This is a genomic window from Aestuariibaculum sediminum, assembly GCF_014596945.1.
GTDB lineage: Bacteria > Bacteroidota > Bacteroidia > Flavobacteriales > Flavobacteriaceae > Aestuariibaculum > Aestuariibaculum sediminum.
Window position 1 is genome coordinate 56,286 of sequence record NZ_JACVXB010000004.1, and the last position, 19,713, is coordinate 75,998.

Here is a 19,713-nt window from a genome sequence, read left to right on the forward strand (position 1 = left end):
TGCTACATGAAAAAAAGTATAACATCGATAGTGTTTCTATTTGTCATTTCTAATTCAATTTTTGGTCAAGAAATTAAAAGAAAAGTAATAGACCTTGGGGGAAGTGGTCCTTATAAAGCCATAGCCGTGAGAGAAGAGACCTTGCCAGATTTTGTAGTCTATAGACCCGAAAAACTAAAAAAAGCAGTCAAGAAAGAGGGGCTATTGCCATTGATGGTGTTTGCCAATGGTGCCTGTGCGAATACATCCATCACGCATGAAAGGGTATTGTCTGAAATAGCTTCACATGGATATATCGTGGTAGCCATTGGTGCCTTGAAACTAGCCAATGATGAGAACTGGGAAAGCACAGAAGCCCATATGCTTATAGGGGCCATGGATTGGTTGGTTGCTCAAAATGCGAATCCAGGGAGTGATTATTGCCAGAGTTTAGACTTGAGCAAAATAGCAGCAGGAGGCCAGTCCTGTGGTGGGGCACAGGTAATGGCGGTGGCCAAAGACCCTCGAATTCAAACCTACATGATGTTCAACTCAGGTATGGGCGATATGATAATGGCTGGAGCCAGTACCAAATCCCTGGCTGATACACATGGTAGTGTGGTGTATATCGTAGGAGGAGAAGAGGATATTGCTACTAACAATGCCAAGTTGGACTATCAGCGAATCAATCATGTACCTGTGGCTTTTGCCAATATGCTAGATGGTAACCATGGTGGTACCTTCAACGAAAAATATGGAGGAGCCTTTGCCAGAATGGCCCTCAACTGGCTCGACTGGCAACTAAAAGGGCAAAAGGACAAGTCCGCCGTGTTTTTAGAACCAGACCTATCCGATTTTCCAAATTGGTTTATGAGAACTAAGAATTTTTAATAACTCAACCAAGAATTATGAAGGCCGAAGTACTATTATTATTTTTTATACTGAGCTTCTTCTCCTGTAGCTCTGAAGATCCTTCACTTGTAGAAGTGGATCAAGGCGTATTAAAAGGAGAAGTAGAAGGTGATTTGAGAGTTTTTAAAGGAATTCCTTTCGCTCAACCGCCCTTAGGGAATTTGCGTTGGAAGGTTCCTCAAGCCCCTGAAAAATGGAAAGGCGTGCGTGATGCGACTCAATTTGCTCCGTCACCATTTCAAAGAGGAAATCCTCCTGCTGGTAAAAGCGAGGACTGTTTATATTTAAATGTATGGACTCGTGCCAAGTCTGATCAGGATAAATTGCCCGTAATGGTTTGGATTTATGGAGGAGGTTTTGGTGCAGGGACTACAGCTGATCCTGTTTGCAGTGGTGTTGAACTAACTAAAGAGGGCGTTGTAGTGGTAGCCATTGCATATCGAGTAGGCATTCTCGGCTTTTTGGCACATCCTGAACTGAGTGCTGAATCAGAAAATAGCGTGTCCGGAAACTATGGGCTACTAGATCAAATAGCAGGGCTCCAATGGGTGCAAAAAAATATTGAGGCGTTTGGTGGTGATCCTAATAAGGTTACCATTTTTGGTGAATCTGCAGGCGGTATTTCTGTAAGCATGCTTTGTGCATCTCCTTTGGCAAAGGGATTGTTTCATGGAGCTATTTCGCAGAGTGGAGGCTCTTTTGGCCCGACTCGAGCTACGACCTATCCAGGAGAAAACATGAAAACGCTTGCAATGGCTCATTCAGACGGAATCACCTATGCAGAGCGATCTGGGCGGCATACTATAGCTGCGCTGCGTCAAATGCCTGTTGATAGTTTACCTGTTGGTAGAGGCTGGCCTATTGTGGATGGCTATGTCATTCCAGACATTCAGCATACACTATATGAAAAAGGTCAATACAACGATGTGCCTGTGATCATCGGATACAATTCGGATGAAGGCGCCAGTTTTACTTGGAGTCCAACTCCAGAAGATTTTGTCAATAGGGTTCATCGACGTTATGGACAATTTGCCGATACCTTATTAGGGGTATACCCCATTGGAGTGAATAAAATTACAAGGACTGCCCGGGATTTGAATCGCGATGCAGCCTTTGGTTGGCAAACCTGGGTTTGGGCAGAGCTGCAGTCTCAAACTGGCAAGTCGCCTGTCTACTATTATTATTTCGACCAGCATCCTGATTACCCTGAAGATTCTCCAAAATATGGTTATGGATCACCACATGGTCAGGAAGTTGCCTATGTTTTCGGCACATTGAATAAGATAAAAGAACTAAATGATTTTACCCACCTGGATAGTTCACTATCAGAAAAGATGATCCGCTATTGGACCAATTTTAGCAAGTATGGCAATCCCAATGGAGAAGGTTTGCCTCAGTGGTTGCCATACACCAATTCAAATCCAAAAGTGATGTATCTGGATTCAGACCCTAATATGGGTGCTGTGCCAGACGAAAAGGCGATAAAAGTGTTAAACAGTTATTTCAAATGGCGTATGATATCAGAGGGACAAAAGATGAATTAATTAAATGTATGATAATATGAATTCAATAGGATTGCTTCTGCTCTTGGTAGCTTCACTAATAACCTGTAATAAGCAGGTCGACAAAGAGGAGGGGACAACTAAGGATGAAAGCTTTACCTCGGCATACAAAACTATCAGGGTTACAAAGAACATCCCCTACAGAGTGGGGGATAGTGATGCTTGGAAGCTCGATTTAGCTATGCCAGCCAATTTTGACAGTGAATTACGACCAGCTTTAGTGATTATACATGGTGGCGGCTGGCGTTTCGGATCTAAGTCAGATGATGTTTATCAAAAGATGATGGTTACCTATGCGCAGAAAGGTTACGTCACAATCAATGTGGACTATAGATTAACAAGTGAAGCAGAGTTTCCAGCTTGTATAAAAGACGTGAAATGCGCCGTGCGTTGGTTGCGTACTCATGCTGAAGAGTTAAATGTCGATCCGAATAGAATAGGAAGCTATAGCCATTCTGCAGGAGCGCATTTGTCTATAATGCTAGCCATGGTACCAGATACAGCCAATTTGGAAGGCGATGGCGGCTGGGATGAATATTCCAGTAGGGTGCAAGTTGCAGGAGCGGGTTCACCACCTACAGAGCTGGGGCGTGACATGCCGATGGCTATAAAAAAGTGGTGGTCCATAGGATACATTGCAGCAGATCATGTTCCGATGTTTCTCATTCAGGGTTCAGAAGATAAAATCGTCCTTCCCACACGTACCCAGGATTTTGTAGATAAAATGAAGGCGGCAGGCAATCCAAATTTAGAATATCTGGAAATGGAAGGAGACCATGGTATAGCTTACAATGGACAGCTGAAAGATACTGACCCTGCGTTGGAAAAATTCTTTGACAAATACTTACACCCTCAACAAAATTCTAAAAATAATAAATAAATGAAAGGTTTTTATACACTTACTGTTTTGTTTCTATCTGTTGGCATGATTGCATTTTCGCAGGATTTCGGACGAAAGGAAAAAATTAACAACGACTGGTATTTCAATTTGGGAGATTTACAATATGGAGGAAGAGAGTTGATGGATTGTAGTAAATGGGACGTTGTAGATGTTCCACATGACTGGACTGTAAAACAAAATGCAAGCACAGAGCTGGCAAGTTGTACAGGTTATTTACCTGGAGGTATAGCATGGTATAGAAAAGATCTTACCATTCCTGCCGTTGAGAAGGGTAATAAAGTATTTATTTATTTTGAAGGAGTGTATAACAATAGTGAAGTTTTTATAAACGGAAAATGGGTTGGTAAACGTCCCAACGGTTATATTTCTTTTATGTACGATTTAACGCCGTATATTAAATGGGGTGAAAAAAACTCAATTGCTGTTCGAGTAGACCATAGTGATGACGCCGATTCACGTTGGTATACAGGATCTGGGATATACCGCGATGTATACATGGTGTATGCTAACCCTATACACATTAATTTATGGGGAGTCGCCTATCAATCAAAAGTACAAGATAATACCGCTATTGTAACAGTAACTACAACCATTAAAAACACAGAAGAATCATCAAATATTAGAGTTGTTAATGAACTATTAGATGTTCAGGGAGAAATGGTAGCCTCCTCTTCAAAATCAGATATTGCTCATACTAATAGTACAACAGATTTTAGTCAAGAGCTCAAATTGAAATCACCCAACCTTTGGGGTATTGAATCTCCCTATTTGTATACGCTGAAAACTAAAGTCTTTAAAAGTGGTAATCTTATTGATGAGAGTAGTTATAAAGCAGGTATCAGAAGTATTTCTTTTAATCCAAATTCAGGATTTTCACTGAATGGAGTTAACACTAAAATTAAAGGGGTTTGTTTACATCATGATGCAGGGGTTTTAGGTGCTGCGGCAACTAAATCAGTTTGGCGCACTCGATTGGAAAAACTAAAGAGATTAGGGGTAAATGGCATTAGAATGAGCCATAACCCACAGGCGACTTATTTATATGAATTATGTGATGAAATGGGCTTTGTGGTAATGGACGAAGCGTTCGACGAATGGGAATACCCTAAAAACAAATGGATTGAAGGTTGGAATAAGGGAACTCCCGGACATCAGGGAACTTCACAATATTTTAGGGAGTGGAGTCAAAAGGATGTTATGGATATTGTGAGGCGGGACCGGAAACATCCCTCTATTATCATGTGGAGTATTGGAAATGAAGTGGATTATCCTAATGACCCCTATACCCATCCCATTCTTGCAGATGAAGGTATTGGACAACAGTATATTAGGAAATACCTTGAAAATCATCCACGAGCAGAGCGGTTGGGCGATGTCGCTAAAGAATTGGTTGCAGCTGTTAAAGAAGCAGATACATCCAGACCAGTTACTGCAGCTTTAGCAGGAGCTGTAATGTCTAACTATACAGAGTACCCTTTTGTGTTGGATATAGTGGGGTATAATTATACCGAAAATAAATATGATACTGATCATAAAATATATCCAGAACGGATACTCTATGGAAGTGAAAACAGACATGATATTGATGCCTGGTATGCAGTGAAGAATAGTGATTTTATTTTTGCACAATTTCTCTGGACAGGCGTGGATTATTTGGGAGAAGCACATGTCTGGCCTTCGCGAGGATTTAATTCGGGATTATTGGATCTTGCGGGGAATATAAAACCTCGCGGTTATTTTCGCCAATCTTTATGGAGTGATGAACCCATGGCCTATTTAGGGACGTATGAAAAAGTTGAAGATAATAGATCGCGTTGGGGAAATAGATTGTCAACAGATGCACCACCTGTTTGGAATTATGAAAATAATACAACTGTGAAGGTAGTTTGTTATACCAATTGCGAAGAAGCGGAGCTTTCTCTTAATGGAAAAATAATTGGGGAGCGTAAGCCTTATGATTCGAAGACTGGAATTATTGACTGGGATGTTAATTATCAGCCAGGACAATTAAAAGTAATAGCCTATAAAAAAGGAAAAGAAGTTGTTACCAATACAGTAATTACGAATACCATGTCGGCAAGTCTTGAAGCAGATGTTCTCGAGTCTAAAGATGGTGAGTTATTGCGTCAAATTAATATTAAAGTACTAGATACCAATGGAAATTATTCTGTTATGGCAGATACAGAAATAAGCTGCAAAGTATCTGGTGGATCGTTATTAGGGATGGAAAACGCTTCAGGAAACGTTGCTGAAAATTATCTTGATAATAAGCATCGTTGTATTGATGGACGCCTATTAATCTACGTGAAAAAAGATGCTGAAGACACCCTTACAACCGTTCAATTATCGGCGCCACTTATGGAAACTGTGGTATTAGAGATCGATTAGTAGTGGTTTAATAAAAACGATGGATTCTTAAATTTAATGTGAAATAAAAAAAATGAGGAACTAATGAAAAATTGTACAATTAAAAAATTGATTTATATAATTTTAGGACTATGTATGGTAAGTACAATTGGGGCTCAAAGTTCTTGGAAGCCTGATGACTCAAAGGGTTATGTGGCTCATGACCCTGTGATGATAAAGCAAGATAGCATCTATTTCCTATTTACTACTGGTGGAGGAATGGCTAAAAGTAGCGACCTTAAGACTTGGGATAGATTAAAGCCTGTTCCTAGTAAACTAGAATGGGTTACCGAGGATATTATCCCTGGTTATAGAGATGGATATTGGGCACCTGATATTCAATATTTAGATGGGACCTATTATCTCTATTATTCACCTTCAGCGTTTGCTAAAAACACTTCGGCGATAGGCGTCATGACCAACAAGACATTGGATCAAAAAAGTCCGGATTATGAATGGATAGATCATGGCATGATCCTCCAGTCTATACCTGGTCGTGATTTTTGGAACGCCATAGATGCTAATGTTTATTTCGATAGAAAATGGGGTGGTGAAGCGACAGGTTGGTTGTCCTTTGGCTCTTTTTGGGGTGGCCTTAAACTGGTAAAGCTGGACTCAAGCATGAAGGCACTGGCTGAGCCACAAGAATGGTACACCATCGCTAAACAAGAACGCACTTTTGGAATGCCTGATACTGACCCGGGAGATGGTACCATAGAAGCTCCATTTATTTACAAAAGACACCAGTATTATTATCTGTTTGTATCAACAGATTACTGCTGTCGTGGTTTAGATAGTACTTACAAAGTTTTAGTAGGACGTTCTCGTGATATAAGAGGCCCTTATTTTGACAAAGAAGGTAAGCCCTTATATGCAGGAGGAGGAACCTTTGTAGTTGGGGAAACAGAAGAATTTGCCGGAATAGGACATTGTGCAGTTTATGATTTTGATGGACAAACTTATTTCGTAGCTCACGGCTATGACAAAGATGATAAAGGACATTCTAAACTGGTAATCAAGACCATTGAATGGGACAGGACAGATTGGCCAAAAGTTCAATTATAATCATGAAGAAGTTTAGTATCTCAACTAAATATTTAATCGATTTCAATTTGGTAGTGGGTTTGTTTGGTAGCTCATGTGGAAGTGAAAAGAAGAGTGAAGAATCACAGAGTCGTATTTCTAAGCCTGGCGCATATGCGGGTTATAGTGAGGTAGTTTATGCCGCTGATTACCACATCAGTTCGCAGTATATCGAAATGCGAGATGGCGTAAAGCTGGCAGTAGATATTTACCGTCACAAGGACAAAAGTACGGGAGCGGTCACCGAAAAACCACTACTGGTTCTATGGATGCATACACCCTACAACCGCCTCTACAATGGGTACAACTCAGAGAAGTTGACGGTCAATTGTTATGCAGGAACGGTAAGTGAATTGATTAAATATGGTTATGTAGTAGCTACGGTGGATTTTCGGGGTTTAGATGCTTCTTATGGGCACAATGAAGCATTTAACCGTGGCGAATGGGGCGAGCCTGCTGCTTATGATGCTTATGATGTTACGGAGTGGTTGGCCTTACAGCCTTGGAGCTATGGCAATATTGGTATGTGGGGATGCTCGGCTACAGGAGATAGTCAGATGCAAGTGCCTACTACCGCTCCGCCACATCTCAAAGCCATGTTTCCAATGAGTTTTGATTTCGACACTTATGCATTTCGAGTACCAAGAGGGATCGGTAACCTGAGTCGCTGGCCGAATCCTGACGATGGATTAACCCATCAGCAAAGAAGGGATAATTGGGCAGCCACCGTAGATGGCGATGAGGATAGCACCCTTTTAAAGGAAGCCATTAAGGAGCATAAAGGAACGGCCGAAAGTGCAGGTTACATTCCATTTTGTGATGGCTACTCTAATGAGTTAACAAATGATGTGTTCAAGCAATGGTGGGTTAAAAGTAGTCCTTCCACTTATCTTGATGAAATCAATCAATCAGGCGTAGGGATGTATATGGCGGTCAACTGGGACGAAGGATATACCAAACACGGCGCTTATTTTGCTTTCAATAATATTACTACTCCATCTAAAATCATTATGGGCCTTGGTGGGCATTGTGATTGGTTGGTGGCAGAAGAGTTAACCGGATTTGATATCGTTACAGAAGAGCTACGCTTTTTTGACTATTGGCTCAAAGGTATTGATAATGGCATCATGGAAGAAAACCCAGTATATTACTATACATACAACGCACCTCGGAAGAAAGAATGGCAGTTATCAAAGACATGGCCATTAGTTGAAATGCTGCGAGTAAAATATTATCTTGGAAAGGGAGCTTTATGCAAAACGCATCCAGTTGACGAAGGGTTGAATGTGAAGAAAGTATCCTACGATTTTAGTACAGGTGCTGATGGTGCAGGGGAGCTGATTTATGAAACTGCTCCTTCGGAGAAGGATATTCAATTAACTGGTCACCCGGAGATCAAGCTCTGGGTTTCTTTTTCTGCGACGGATGGAGATTTTGTAGCTACAATTCAAGATGTGGCACCTGATTGTAGGGTATCATCCTATTATACTCAGGGGCAGCTTCGAGCCTCTATACGAAAGCAATCAGAGCTACCTTATAACAATCTTGATTTGCCATGGCATAGTGGGTTAGAATCAGATGTAGAGCATTTAGTGCATGGAAAACCTACTTTGTTAGAGTTTCCTATACTGTCTATTTCCATGATATTTAAGGTTCGTCATAAGATTCAGTTGGTCATCAGTTTTGCAGGTCGTGGAACACCGAAAGTAGAACCAGCTCCAGAAGTGAGTATTTATCGTGATTCCGATAAACCATCTTACTTGGTCCTTCCAATTATCGAATGAAATTATAGAAATTGAATATTAAAAAATATGAATAGAATAAAAATAACCCTAGCAGCAGCCTTATTCACATCAGTGCTTTTTTTTAATCCAGTTGTGGCGCAGGAAACCGAAATCATTAATTTGAAGGATGGCTGGAAATTCCATAAAGGAGAAGTCGAAGCTGCCTATCAACCCGGTTTCAATGATGCCAAATGGCAATCGGTAGTTGTACCCCACGATTGGGCGATATACGGGCCTTTTGACAAGGAAGTAGATAAGCAAGTCATCAGGATTGTTCAAAATAATGAAAAGATCGCCTCTGAGAAAACGGGAAGGACCGGGGCATTACCTTTCTTGGGTGTCGCGTGGTACAGAATTCAATCAACCTAAAAGAACTTGATGATGCTAAGCAAGTCTTATTAACATTCGATGGAGCCATGAGTAATGCCAGAGTCTATGTTAATGGCCAGTTGGTAGGTACACATGCTTATGGCTACAGCTATTTTTACTTCGATATTACCGACAGACTTAAGAAGGGAAAAAATGTGATTGCGGTTCGGTTGGAAAACCAGCCTTTCTCATCTCGTTGGTATCCCGGGGCAGGTCTCTATCGCAAAGTGCAAGTGTTAATCAAGGATGAGGTAAGTTTTGAGCAATGGGGGCACTTCGTCACTACCCCTTATGTTACCGATACTTTGGCTAGGGTCAATATCAAGTCGAAAGTAAAAGGTAAGAACCTACGGGTTGAAACCGAGATTAAAAATGTCGATGGTAAGGTGATAGCCACTCATGCTACTTCCAGCCAGTTTGGCGACGAATTTGTTCAGAATCTGGTAGTAGTTAACCCTAATCTCTGGGGGATCGATAATCCCTATTTATACACAGCAGAGATAAAACTATTTCAAGGGGGTGTTTTAAAGCAGGTCGAGAATGTTCGTTTCGGCATCCGAAAAATTGAGTATAACCGAGACCATGGTTTCGTTCTCAATGGCCAGCCGACCAAGTTTAAAGGTGTGTGCTTGCATCATGATCTGGGACCAATAGGTACGGCTGTTAATAAAGCGGCACTTAAGCGCCAACTTACTATTCTGAAGGATATGGGGTGTAATGCCATTCGGTCAGCTCATAATATGCCATCTTTGGAACAACTCGAACTATGCGATGAAATGGGCTTTTTGTTTTTGGCAGAAAGCTTTGACGAATGGAAAAAACCTAAAGTTAAAAATGGGTATAACCTGTATTTTGATGAATGGGCTGAAAAAGATATCGTTAATCTAGTTCATGCTACAAGAAATCATCCCAGTATTGTTATGTGGAGTGCCGGTAATGAAGTACCTGATCAACATGGTTCGGAAGGAGTGAAACGAGCGAAATGGATTCAGGATATATTTCATAGAGAAGACCCAACTAGACCTGTTACAGTCGGAATGGATCAAGTCAAGGCTGTAATGGCATCTGGCTTTGGAGTATTACTAGATGTACCAGGTTTAAATTATCGAGTTCATCTTTATGAGGAAGCTTTTGAGAAGTTCCCTCAGGGTTTTATTTTAGGTTCGGAAACAGCTTCAACAGTAAGTTCGAGGGGCATATATAAATTTCCAGTAGAACCAGGGGTAAACAAGAAATATGACGATGGACATAGCTCATCGTATGATTTAGAATATTGTAGCTGGTCCAACTTACCTGAAGATGATTTTGCGATGCAGGATGATAAGCCTTGGGTATTGGGTGAGTTTGTCTGGACAGGATTTGATTATCTTGGAGAACCTACACCATATGATGGGTTTTGGCCATCCCGTAGTTCTTATTTTGGAATTAATGACTTGGCGGGTTTGCCAAAAGACCGATATTATCTATATCGGAGCAGATGGAATACTAAAGATGAAACTTTGCATATCCTTCCACATTGGAACTGGAAGGGCAGAGAAGGTGAGACTACTCCTGTCTTTGTCTATACTAGCTATAACAGTGCAGAGCTATTTATTAATGGTAAAAGCCAGGGATTACGTATAAAGAATAACAGTACTAAGCTTGACCGCTATCGCCTACGCTGGATGGATGTAAAATATGAACCTGGAACTGTTCGAGTAGTGGCTTATGATGATGAAGGCAAAGCTGTTAGTGATAAGGAAATACACACCGCAAGTGCACCGCATCATATTGAATTAAGTGCTGATAGAACAATCCTAAGTGCGAATGGCGAAGACCTAAGTTTTGTAACTGCCACTATCGTAGATAAGGATGGTTATCCATGTCCCACAGCTAATAATCAATTGAAATTCAAAGTGAGTGGAAAGGGTAGTTTTAGAGCAGTTTGTAATGGAGACCCGACTTCTTTGGAGATATTCCATAAGCCAACAATGAAGGCTTTTAACGGAAAATTGGTAATTCTGGTTCAATCAGGCACCGAATCAGGAGCAGTCAAGTTATCAGTATCTGGAAAAGGACTCATAAAAGGTCAGTTGGAATTAAAAGTTAAATAATAATTATTATGAATGTATTCTTGAAACTATTTAAAAATTTAATCCTCACAAATGGCTTAAAAGGATTTTTATGCTCATTATTAGGGGTAGCCACGCTTATAACCACAAGTTGTAAGCCTAAAGAGCCTTCACAAAGTATTGGGGCCGATATTTCTTTTATACCGCAGATGGAATCACGTGGCACTACCTTTTATAATGTTAAAGGTGAAGAAGCGGATATTTTTGACATTCTTAAAGACCACCATTTTGACAACATTCGTTTAAGAATATTTGTTGATCCTACTGCCGAAAACGGGTATTCTAAGGACGGTTTTTGTGATTTAGACAATACCTTGACTATGGCTAAGCGTATCAAATCTGCAGGTATGAAATTTACGTTAGACTTTCATTACAGCGATACCTGGGCAGATCCAGACAAGCAATTCAAGCCAACTGCATGGAAAGGGTTGAAAGGAAAGGATTTAGAGAATAAGTTGTACGAATACACCAAGGAAGTACTTACCACAATGAAGAAAGAAGGCGTGGCTCCGGAAATTGTACAGGTAGGCAATGAAATCAGTCATGGAATGGTTTGGCCGGATGGTAGGGTGTTAGACAATGCGAAAGAGGAGAATTGGGTCGCTTTGATGGGCTTGTACAAAGCCGGTCAAAAAGCGGTGAGACAAGTGTTGCCTGATAGCAAGCTGATGGTTCACTTGGCGTTAGGAGGACAAAATACTTTGTGTCGTGAGTTTTTAGATAAAATGAATAAATATGGTGCCGAGTTCGATATCATCGGCTTGTCCTACTATGAGCGTTGGCACGAAACCTATAACGATTTGAAAGCCAATTTGTACGACCTGAGTAACCGTTATAATAAGCCCGTATGTGTCAATGAGTATGGTGCAGGGGAAGAAAATATAAAAATTATCAATGATATTGTGCGATCCGTTCCTAATGGATTAGGGTACGGTTCTATGGCTTGGGAGCCTACCCGTGCCATGTTTGACAGAGAAGGAAAACCTAAGAAAGCTATATTTGCGCTCTACGATGAGGTCTACGAGCAGAATCTAAAACCAGGCCAACAGTCTAAGGTGGCGCCTCCTTTTGAAAGAAAGGTGAATATTAATAGACCTGTAATAGGTGCTGATATTTCCTTTGTACCTCAATCAGAAGATCGTGGAGCAAAATATTCGGATCAGGGAAAGGAAAAAGATATTCTGGAAATATTGAAAGATCATCAGTTCAACTGGATTAGACTCAGGCTATTCGTGGATCCGGATGCAGAAAATGGGTATTCCAGAGGAGGGAAAGGTTATTGCGGATTAGAAAAGACCCTGGAAATGGCCAAACGAGTAAAAGCAGCAGGGATGAATTTTCTGCTTGATTTCCACTATTCTGATACTTGGGCTGATCCAGGTAAGCAATTCACGCCATCGGTCTGGAAGGATTTGCATGGCTCTGCCATGGAGGGTAGAGTATATAGCTATACCAATGAAACCATCAAGCGTTTTATCAACGAAGGGGTGCGTCCAAATATGGTTCAGGTAGGGAATGAAATTAACAATGGCATGATTTGGCCTCAAGGTATACTTCCTGAAGGCAGGAAGAAAGTAGATTCAGATGAAGAAATGGAAAGCTTTAGCGTGCTCTTGCGCTGCGCGAGTGCGGCAGTAAGGGCAGCAGATCCAGATATCACCATTATGGTACACATCGCTTGTGGGGGACAGAATGCTGAGTCAGTGGCTTTTTTCGATAAGATTATAAGTCGAGATGTGAAATTTGATGTAATTGGACAATCTTACTATCCTGAATATCACGGAACATTGAAAGATCTCGAATTTAACCTTAATGATCTGGTAACGCGATACCAGAAACCCATTTTCGTTGTGGAGTATCACCATAATAGAAAAGAAGTTAACGATATTGTCCACAGCATCCCTAACGGTATGGGGCTTGGAACATTTATATGGGAGCCTACCTCTACGCGGTGGGGAGGCCTCTTCGACGAGAACGGAGCTACCAATGAAAACATTGACATTTATCCGGAGTTGTATTCAGCGTACACTAAATAAATCCAGTTAAGTTGCAAATTACAATGCAATTCCATCCTTTATAAGATGCAAAATATTGGAAAAAAAGACTTGAAAAATGAAGATTTAAAAGTATAAGGCTACAATAAGTCTAAAATTTCAAGTCTTTCTTTTGCTAGATTATATCTTGCTTGCACATTATCAATTTGCTGCTGAGTTAATTTTATGCCATAGGTACGAAGTCCTCCGGCTATATCATTATGATGTATACCCATAGCAAGTTTAAGATATTCCATAAGTAGCGGCTGAGCATCCAGATACGATAAGGAATTTAAAGCCTGAGAAATTTTGTTTGCCTCAGCCCATTCTCCTTTTAAAACATGCTCTTGCATAGTAATACTCGCTTTTGGGAAGATAACACCCACACCTGTAATTCCGCCACTTGCTCCAGCAAGTCCTGCGTGTACAGTTACTGAGTCAACCCCTGCCAAAACTTTTAAATCTTTGTTCTCTAACATCAAAGTTTCAATAATTGAAACATCTATGGTCGATATTTTAAGAGCAGTTACATGAGGTAGGACAGAAATTCTTTGAAGAAGATTAGTTGATATTGCATGATATCCAGCGGCATCAGGATTGTTATAAGGCATAATTGTTATACCTGCATTTCTTGCAGTTAATTCCGCAAGTTCATAGTAATCATACATTTCATCATCCGATGGAAACGCCTTAGTTTTTGGTGGCATAACCATAACTGTATCCACTCCAACGGTTGCAAGACCTTCAACGATTTTAGCCAGCTCTTCCTTAGTTTCTGCTGCTGCTCCACTAATCAACGGTACATGGTATTGTTTAGCAACGTTAGAAAGGGCTTTAAGTAAATTAAGGCGCTCCTCAGTACTTAGGTAGCTATTCTCTCCCAAAGTTCCGGAGCCGACAAGTCCACCCATTCTGCTTCCTCCCTTTCCGTGAATTTTTAAAACATCTGCGGCGTATTTTTGTGTTGTATCTAGGTCAATTTCAAGGGCGCCTGATTTCGACTCTTTCAACCATGTAAATACAGCTGGCATAACACTATGCCTCCAATCTGAACTATTTATTTCTTTCATATTTCTTATTATCTTAAATTAACCTACAGTTAGCAGTTTTCAATTGATGTCTTAGGCAAAAGTATAAAGTAAAACCTCATCAAATGAACTATTGTTACCACAAAGAGATATTATATTACCCTATTTTATGTGTTTTATTAAAAGAACAAGGTAGTTTTAAGTCTATAAGTGTGTTAAAACAAATGGGAGTTAATTTAGGTTATAGGAATTAATTAAACAGAGCACTTCAGAGGGCAAGTACTTTTTACTTATAATAATTTATGCATAATATATTTATGTAAAACTTATTAGTTTTTGTTTGCCTAATTTTAATTTTGACATAAAGTTGGGTGACTAATCTATTAAAACCTTTGTAATCTAAAATGCGATGGTGTTACACCTTTAATTTCTTTAAACTTTCTATTAAAATTAGCTGTATTCTGAAAACCACAAAGTTCCGATATTGAAGAAATAGAATAATCGGGATTGTTGTGAATAAGTTTACAGGCATTTTCAATTCTAATTTCAATTAAAAACTGAAAGAATGTTTTATTGGTTCGTTTTTTAAAATACCTGCAAAATGCGTTTTTACTCATATTGGCCACTTCCGATATTTTTTCCAATGTGATAGGTTCCATATAATTTTCCATGGCATAATTAAAAACATCATTCATACGCTTGCCTTCGTCGTCGGTATACTTCTTTTTATATACAAATGATGATATAGGAGTTTTTTCGGCCTTCGTAATATGGTCTATAATTCTTAAAAGACTGCTAATACGCTGAACTTTATTTTGATTTTTTAATTTTAAAAAGAGCTTAATGAGTTTATTCTTTCTGGTTAATATTTTCATTCCGTATTCAGCATCCTTAAAAAAATCATTGATAATTTCCATATCGGGCAAATCGAAGAAATGTTTTCCAAAACAGTTTCTATCAAAAAATAACGTGTAAACTACTGTCTGTTCTGAAAAATTCAAATCTGTTCTAAATACATGCGGAACATCACTGCCTAATACCAGAATGTCATTTGGAGAAAACTCATTAATTGTATCTCCTACTATAAGTGTTCCAGCACCCTTTTCTACATAGCTAATTTGTATCTCGCTATGTTGATGTAATTGGTCGTAGAGTACTCTTAATCTGTCCTCTTGGTATACCAAAGCTTCGTTTTCTGGTTTCGGAATTTTAAAAGGAAGCACTTTCATATCATCATTAATTTTGCTAATATTACTAAAAAATAAAACATAAACCTATATATAGGGTAATATAGTATTATTATGAGTTAATAATCACTACTGTGGTCATGTGAACAAAGTCTATTTTTGTTTTTGTTTAATCATATAATATGATTAAATGGTAGGGCAAAATACTAGTAGTAGCTAACAAGTAAACAATTCAAAATATACTTTTAAGAACTTGAATTTAGTGCGCAATTGGCACATAATATAATAGTTTTAGGAGTGCTACTGGTGTTGGAACAGGATATTTAAGGTTGCCAATTTTACCATTGCAAGGAGTGGTAATAGTACACATTTTAAATGACATTTAATCAACAATGAAATCCAGATCTACATTACCAGATAATAAAAATATTTACGCATAAATACATGATTACAGGCAAAAATTATATTGGAAATAAACTTAGTGCTAAAGGAACAATTAGTCATAAAACGATTAATCCTAAGCTAAACCTTCAAAATGAAATTGCTTTTACAGAAGCGATTTCAGAGGAAATTGAAGACGCAGTGGAATTAGCTTCTCAGGCATTTAAGTCGTATAGAAAAGTGCCAGGAACAGATAAAGCCAGATTTTTAAATGCTATTGCAGACGAAATTTTAGCTTTAGATCAGCACTTAATCGATGCCTACATTACGGAATCTGGATTACCTGAGGGAAGAGCCATTGGCGAGCGAGGCAGAACTATTATGCAGTTAAGGTCGTTTGCCGAATTAGTGTCTAACGAAGATTGGAAAGGTAACAAGATTGATCTAGCCATTCCCGACAGACAACCACTTCCTAAAGAAGACCTAAGAAAAACAGTAATTCCTATCGGTCCTGTTGTGGTTTTTGGAGCAAGTAATTTCCCTTTTGCTTTCTCAGCAGCAGGAGGCGATACAGCCAGTGCTCTGGCAGCTGGGTGTCCCGTAATAGTTAAAGCTCATGAAATGCATTCAGGGACTTCAGAACTTGTGGCTTCGGCAATTATTAAGGCTGCTGAAAAAACAGGAATGCCTAATGGAGTATTCTCACATTTATCGGGGAGAGGGCCTGTTGTAGGTGCCGCTTTAGTAAAACATGCTAAAATTAAAGGAGTGGGTTTTACTGGTAGTATTGGTGCTGGTCGGGCTATATTTGATATGGCTTCAGGACGTGAAGAGCCCATTCCTGTTTATGCCGAAATGGGAAGTATTAACCCTGTGGTTATTACTCCTAAAGCCATCGCCACAAGAGGAGAGTCTATTGCAAGCACGTATGCTAATTCCATTACCTTAGGAACAGGACAGTTTTGTACAAATCCAGGTCTTATTTTAACCGTTGAAGACGAGAATACACATACTTTTATTAAAGATTTAGCTGAAAAAACTACCGCTATAGATGCACAGTGTATGCTTCATCCAAATATAAAAGCCGGTTACGATAAGAATGGAACCATTGTGACTTCGCAGCCAGGAGTTGCTACCGTAAGCAAGCTTGAAACAGCTATCGCCGAAAATTATGCAGCATCGCAGGTAGCAACGGTTTCAGGAGCCGATTTTTTAGCTAATCCAAAAATTCATCAGGAAGTGTTTGGCCCGTTTTCTTTGGTGGTTAAAAGTAAAGATGAAGCAGAACTCATAGAAATTATTGAAGCTTTAGAAGGACAGTTAACGGGAACGATAATTGCTGAAGAAGATGAAATCTCAAATTTAGAAAATATAGTTGATGCTATGGTGAATCGTGTTGGCCGCATTATTTTTAATGGCGTGCCTACAGGTGTGGAGGTTTGTCCTTCAATGCAACACGGCGGACCGTATCCAGCATCATCCGATGCTAAATATACCTCGGTAGGAACCGATGCGATTAAACGGTGGGTAAGACCTATTAGTTATCAATCTTTTCCAAAGGAATTACTTCCAAAAAGCTTACAAAAAAATAAATAATATTCATTTTTTAGAATACTCAAATAATACATGGCGAGAAAAACGTTTTTCTGTGTAGATGCTCATACCTGCGGAAACCCTGTTCGAGTGGTTGCTGGTGGAGGTCCAAACCTTATAGGAAATACCATGAGCGATAAGCGTCAGCATTTTCTTAAGGAATACGATTGGATTCGTAAAGGCTTAATGTTCGAGCCAAGAGGACATGATATGATGAGCGGTAGTATTTTATACCCCCCTGCAAACCCTGAAAACGATTTTGGAATTCTTTTTATTGAAACATCAGGATGTTTGCCTATGTGTGGTCACGGTACCATAGGTACTATTACTATTGCCATAGAAGAAGGTTTAATTACGCCCAAAATACCGGGGAAAATTAAAATGGAAGCGCCTGCCGGACTGGTTGAAATAGAATACCAACAATCCGGAAAAAAAGTAGATTGGGTAAAACTTGTTAATGTTAAATCATATTTGGCAGCTGAAGGCTTAACTATAGATTGCCCTGAATTAGGAGAATTAATTTTCGATGTATCTTATGGCGGAAATTATTACGCTATTGTAGATCCTCAAAAAAACTTTAGTGGGGTGCATAATTTTACTGCAGGTCAAATTATTCAATATTCTCAAGAAATTAGAAAGCGTATCAATGAAAAGTATCCTGATATGTTTATTCATCCGGAAAACGATACCATTAGAGATGTTAGTCATATGCTATGGACTGGTAATCCTATAGATCCAACGTCTTCAGGAAGAAATGCGGTTTTCTACGGCGATAGAGCTATAGATCGTTCTCCTTGTGGGACAGGAACATCGGCACGCCTTGCCCAGCTTTACTCCAAAGGGCAGCTTAAATTTGGGGAAGATTTTATTCACGAAAGTTTTATAGGTAGTAAATTTATAGGACGTGTAGAAAAGGAAACAACATTAAAGGGTAAAAAAGCCATAATACCTAGCATACAAGGCTGGGCGCAGGTTATCGGATATAACAATATTATTATTGACGACGACGACCCGTATGCTCATGGATTTCAGGTAATATAAAAATGAACTAATTAACTTAACTGAATATGCACACAGTAAAACTTTATATGAATTTTTCTGGCGCATTTTATTTTTACAATAAGAAATTTATATGAAAAAAATTGTTGTAATAGGAGGAGGAATATCTGGGTTGTGTAGTGCTTATTATTTATTAAAGGAAGGACATCAGGTTACCGTTTTAGATAAAAGTTTTATAACCACCGGAGCTTCTTTTATTAACGCAGGATATTTAACCCCAAGTCATTTTATTCCATTAGCAGCGCCAGGAATCATTACCCAGGGGTTAAAATGGATGCTAAACAGTGCGAGTCCTTTTTATATAAAACCACGTATAGATGTAGACTTTTTTAAGTGGGGATTACATTTTAAAAAATCAGCGACTAAAAAAAATGTCGAACAATCTATACCTGTTTTAAAGGAGTTGAATTTAAAAAGTCAGTCGTTATTCGAGAAGATGATATACGATCTTGACTTCGAATTCCACTACGAAAAGAAAGGTGTTCTTATGGCTTACACAAATGCCAAAAGTGAAGAAGAAGAGCATAAGGTTGCCCACCGAGCTATTCAGGAGGGTTTAGATGTAACTTGTCTAAGCACAGAAGAAGTACATCAATTAGAGCCTGTTTTGTCTGATAACGTAATAGGTGGAGTACATTTTAAATGTGATTCTCACATGACACCTAACCATTTTATGAATGATTTAAAATACTGGTTGTCTAAAAAAGGCGTTGTTTTTAAAGTTAATGAAGAGGTTAAGGATTTTAGTATTAAAGGAAATGAAATTTATTCTGTTATTACGCAAAATGAAACTTACGAAGCTGATGCGTTTGTTTTGGCAAGTGGTTCCTGGACAACACAGTTAGCTAAAAAATTAAATTTAAGTATTCCCATTCAGGGCGGAAAAGGGTACAGCATGGATGTTCATAGACCAACTGGCATTACTATTCCAACCATTTTGGTTGAAGCCCGCTCGGCGATAACACCTATGGATGGTTTTACAAGATTTGCCGGAACCATGGAGTTTTCAGGAAATAATAATTTGGTAAGGACAAAACGTGTCCAAGCTTTGGCTAATGCTGTGAAAACATATTACCAGGATATTGAAATAAACGAAGAGGAACGCGCTCAGGCAACTGCTGGTTTACGGCCAGTTTCTCCAGATGGTGTTCCATTTATTGGAAAAACCAAAAAATATAAAAATTTAACCGTTGCCGCAGGTCATGCTATGATGGGGTGGAGTTTAGGTCCGATTACAGGGAAATTGGTTGCAGAACTGGTAGACAATAAAGATACCTCGGTTAATACAAATCCATTAAGCCCAGAGCGTTTCAGTTAAATGATTT

The 19,713-nt window shown here is 39.3% G+C and carries 12 protein-coding genes and 1 pseudogene; 11 read left to right on the forward strand and 2 right to left on the reverse strand.

Annotated elements, in window-relative coordinates:
• The first annotated feature begins 6 nt into the window (after window positions 1–6).
• The 8 genes and pseudogenes from ICJ83_RS10415 to ICJ83_RS10450 all read left to right on the forward strand — a co-directional run bounded on the left by ICJ83_RS10415 (window position 7) and on the right by ICJ83_RS10450 (window position 13,143).
• Window positions 7–870, forward strand: coding sequence for an alpha/beta hydrolase (locus ICJ83_RS10415; protein WP_188230336.1), 864 nt, complete (start codon window positions 7–9; stop codon window positions 868–870).
• A 17-nt stretch (window positions 871–887) separates the two neighbouring features.
• Window positions 888–2,435: a carboxylesterase/lipase family protein gene (locus tag ICJ83_RS10420; protein WP_188230337.1), complete on the forward strand. Its 1,548-nt coding sequence runs from the start codon at window positions 888–890 to the stop codon at window positions 2,433–2,435.
• A gap of 16 nt (window positions 2,436–2,451) precedes the next feature.
• Window positions 2,452–3,333, forward strand: a complete 882-nt coding sequence (locus ICJ83_RS10425) for an alpha/beta hydrolase (protein ID WP_188230338.1) — start codon at window positions 2,452–2,454, stop codon at window positions 3,331–3,333.
• Window positions 3,334–5,742 (forward strand): sugar-binding domain-containing protein, encoded by a 2,409-nt coding sequence (locus ICJ83_RS10430; RefSeq protein WP_188230339.1) that lies wholly within the window; start codon window positions 3,334–3,336, stop codon window positions 5,740–5,742. It begins immediately after the preceding gene.
• Window positions 5,743–5,805: 63 nt separating this feature from the next.
• Window positions 5,806–6,825 carry a family 43 glycosylhydrolase gene (locus ICJ83_RS10435; protein WP_223154728.1) on the forward strand — a complete coding sequence of 340 codons (1,020 nt, stop codon included), beginning with the start codon at window positions 5,806–5,808 and terminating at the stop codon, window positions 6,823–6,825.
• A gap of 2 nt (window positions 6,826–6,827) precedes the next feature.
• Entirely contained in the window at window positions 6,828–8,627 is a 1,800-nt protein-coding gene (locus ICJ83_RS10440) for a CocE/NonD family hydrolase (protein ID WP_188230340.1), read from the forward strand.
• A gap of 27 nt (window positions 8,628–8,654) precedes the next feature.
• A pseudogene (locus ICJ83_RS10445) lies at window positions 8,655–11,089 on the forward strand (glycoside hydrolase family 2 TIM barrel-domain containing protein).
• Between the two features lie 8 nt (window positions 11,090–11,097).
• Window positions 11,098–13,143, forward strand: a complete 2,046-nt coding sequence (locus ICJ83_RS10450; RefSeq protein ID WP_188230341.1) for a glycoside hydrolase family 53 protein — start codon at window positions 11,098–11,100, stop codon at window positions 13,141–13,143.
• A gap of 98 nt (window positions 13,144–13,241) precedes the next feature.
• Here ICJ83_RS10450 and ICJ83_RS10455 read toward each other — a convergent pair whose 3' ends face one another.
• Window positions 13,242–14,210: a dihydrodipicolinate synthase family protein gene (locus ICJ83_RS10455; protein ID WP_188230342.1), complete on the reverse strand. Its 969-nt coding sequence runs from the start codon at window positions 14,208–14,210 to the stop codon at window positions 13,242–13,244.
• A gap of 341 nt (window positions 14,211–14,551) precedes the next feature.
• The gene (locus ICJ83_RS10460) at window positions 14,552–15,397 is read right to left on the reverse strand and encodes an AraC family transcriptional regulator (RefSeq protein WP_188230343.1); all 846 of its coding nucleotides are present in this window, start codon (window positions 15,395–15,397) and stop codon (window positions 14,552–14,554) included.
• 402 nt (window positions 15,398–15,799) lie between these two features.
• Between ICJ83_RS10460 and ICJ83_RS10465 the strand changes: the two genes are divergently transcribed.
• From ICJ83_RS10465 to ICJ83_RS10475, 3 genes are all read left to right on the forward strand, one after another.
• Entirely contained in the window at window positions 15,800–17,332 is a 1,533-nt protein-coding gene (locus tag ICJ83_RS10465) for an aldehyde dehydrogenase (NADP(+)) (RefSeq protein ID WP_188230344.1), read from the forward strand.
• Window positions 17,333–17,362: 30 nt separating this feature from the next.
• Complete coding sequence (locus ICJ83_RS10470) at window positions 17,363–18,370, forward strand: 4-hydroxyproline epimerase (RefSeq protein WP_188230345.1); 1,008 nt, start codon at window positions 17,363–17,365, stop codon at window positions 18,368–18,370.
• A gap of 91 nt (window positions 18,371–18,461) precedes the next feature.
• Window positions 18,462–19,706 carry an NAD(P)/FAD-dependent oxidoreductase gene (locus ICJ83_RS10475; protein WP_188230346.1) on the forward strand — a complete coding sequence of 415 codons (1,245 nt, stop codon included), beginning with the start codon at window positions 18,462–18,464 and terminating at the stop codon, window positions 19,704–19,706.
• The last annotated feature ends 7 nt before the right edge of the window (window positions 19,707–19,713 follow it).

What these genes read in the sequence shown, in the direction of transcription:
- ICJ83_RS10435 (WP_223154728.1), top strand. Translation starts at nt 5,806, where the DNA reads ATGAAAAATTGTACAATTAAAAAATTGATTTATATAATTTTAGGACTA.
- ICJ83_RS10460 (WP_188230343.1), bottom strand. Translation starts at nt 15,397, where the DNA reads ATGAAAGTGCTTCCTTTTAAAATTCCGAAACCAGAAAACGAAGCTTTG.
- ICJ83_RS10415 (WP_188230336.1), top strand. Translation starts at nt 7, where the DNA reads ATGAAAAAAAGTATAACATCGATAGTGTTTCTATTTGTCATTTCTAAT.
- ICJ83_RS10465 (WP_188230344.1), top strand. Translation starts at nt 15,800, where the DNA reads ATGATTACAGGCAAAAATTATATTGGAAATAAACTTAGTGCTAAAGGA.
- ICJ83_RS10475 (WP_188230346.1), top strand. Translation starts at nt 18,462, where the DNA reads ATGAAAAAAATTGTTGTAATAGGAGGAGGAATATCTGGGTTGTGTAGT.
- ICJ83_RS10425 (WP_188230338.1), top strand. Translation starts at nt 2,452, where the DNA reads ATGAATTCAATAGGATTGCTTCTGCTCTTGGTAGCTTCACTAATAACC.
- ICJ83_RS10450 (WP_188230341.1), top strand. Translation starts at nt 11,098, where the DNA reads ATGAATGTATTCTTGAAACTATTTAAAAATTTAATCCTCACAAATGGC.
- ICJ83_RS10455 (WP_188230342.1), bottom strand. Translation starts at nt 14,210, where the DNA reads ATGAAAGAAATAAATAGTTCAGATTGGAGGCATAGTGTTATGCCAGCT.
- ICJ83_RS10470 (WP_188230345.1), top strand. Translation starts at nt 17,363, where the DNA reads ATGGCGAGAAAAACGTTTTTCTGTGTAGATGCTCATACCTGCGGAAAC.
- ICJ83_RS10440 (WP_188230340.1), top strand. Translation starts at nt 6,828, where the DNA reads ATGAAGAAGTTTAGTATCTCAACTAAATATTTAATCGATTTCAATTTG.
- ICJ83_RS10430 (WP_188230339.1), top strand. Translation starts at nt 3,334, where the DNA reads ATGAAAGGTTTTTATACACTTACTGTTTTGTTTCTATCTGTTGGCATG.
- ICJ83_RS10420 (WP_188230337.1), top strand. Translation starts at nt 888, where the DNA reads ATGAAGGCCGAAGTACTATTATTATTTTTTATACTGAGCTTCTTCTCC.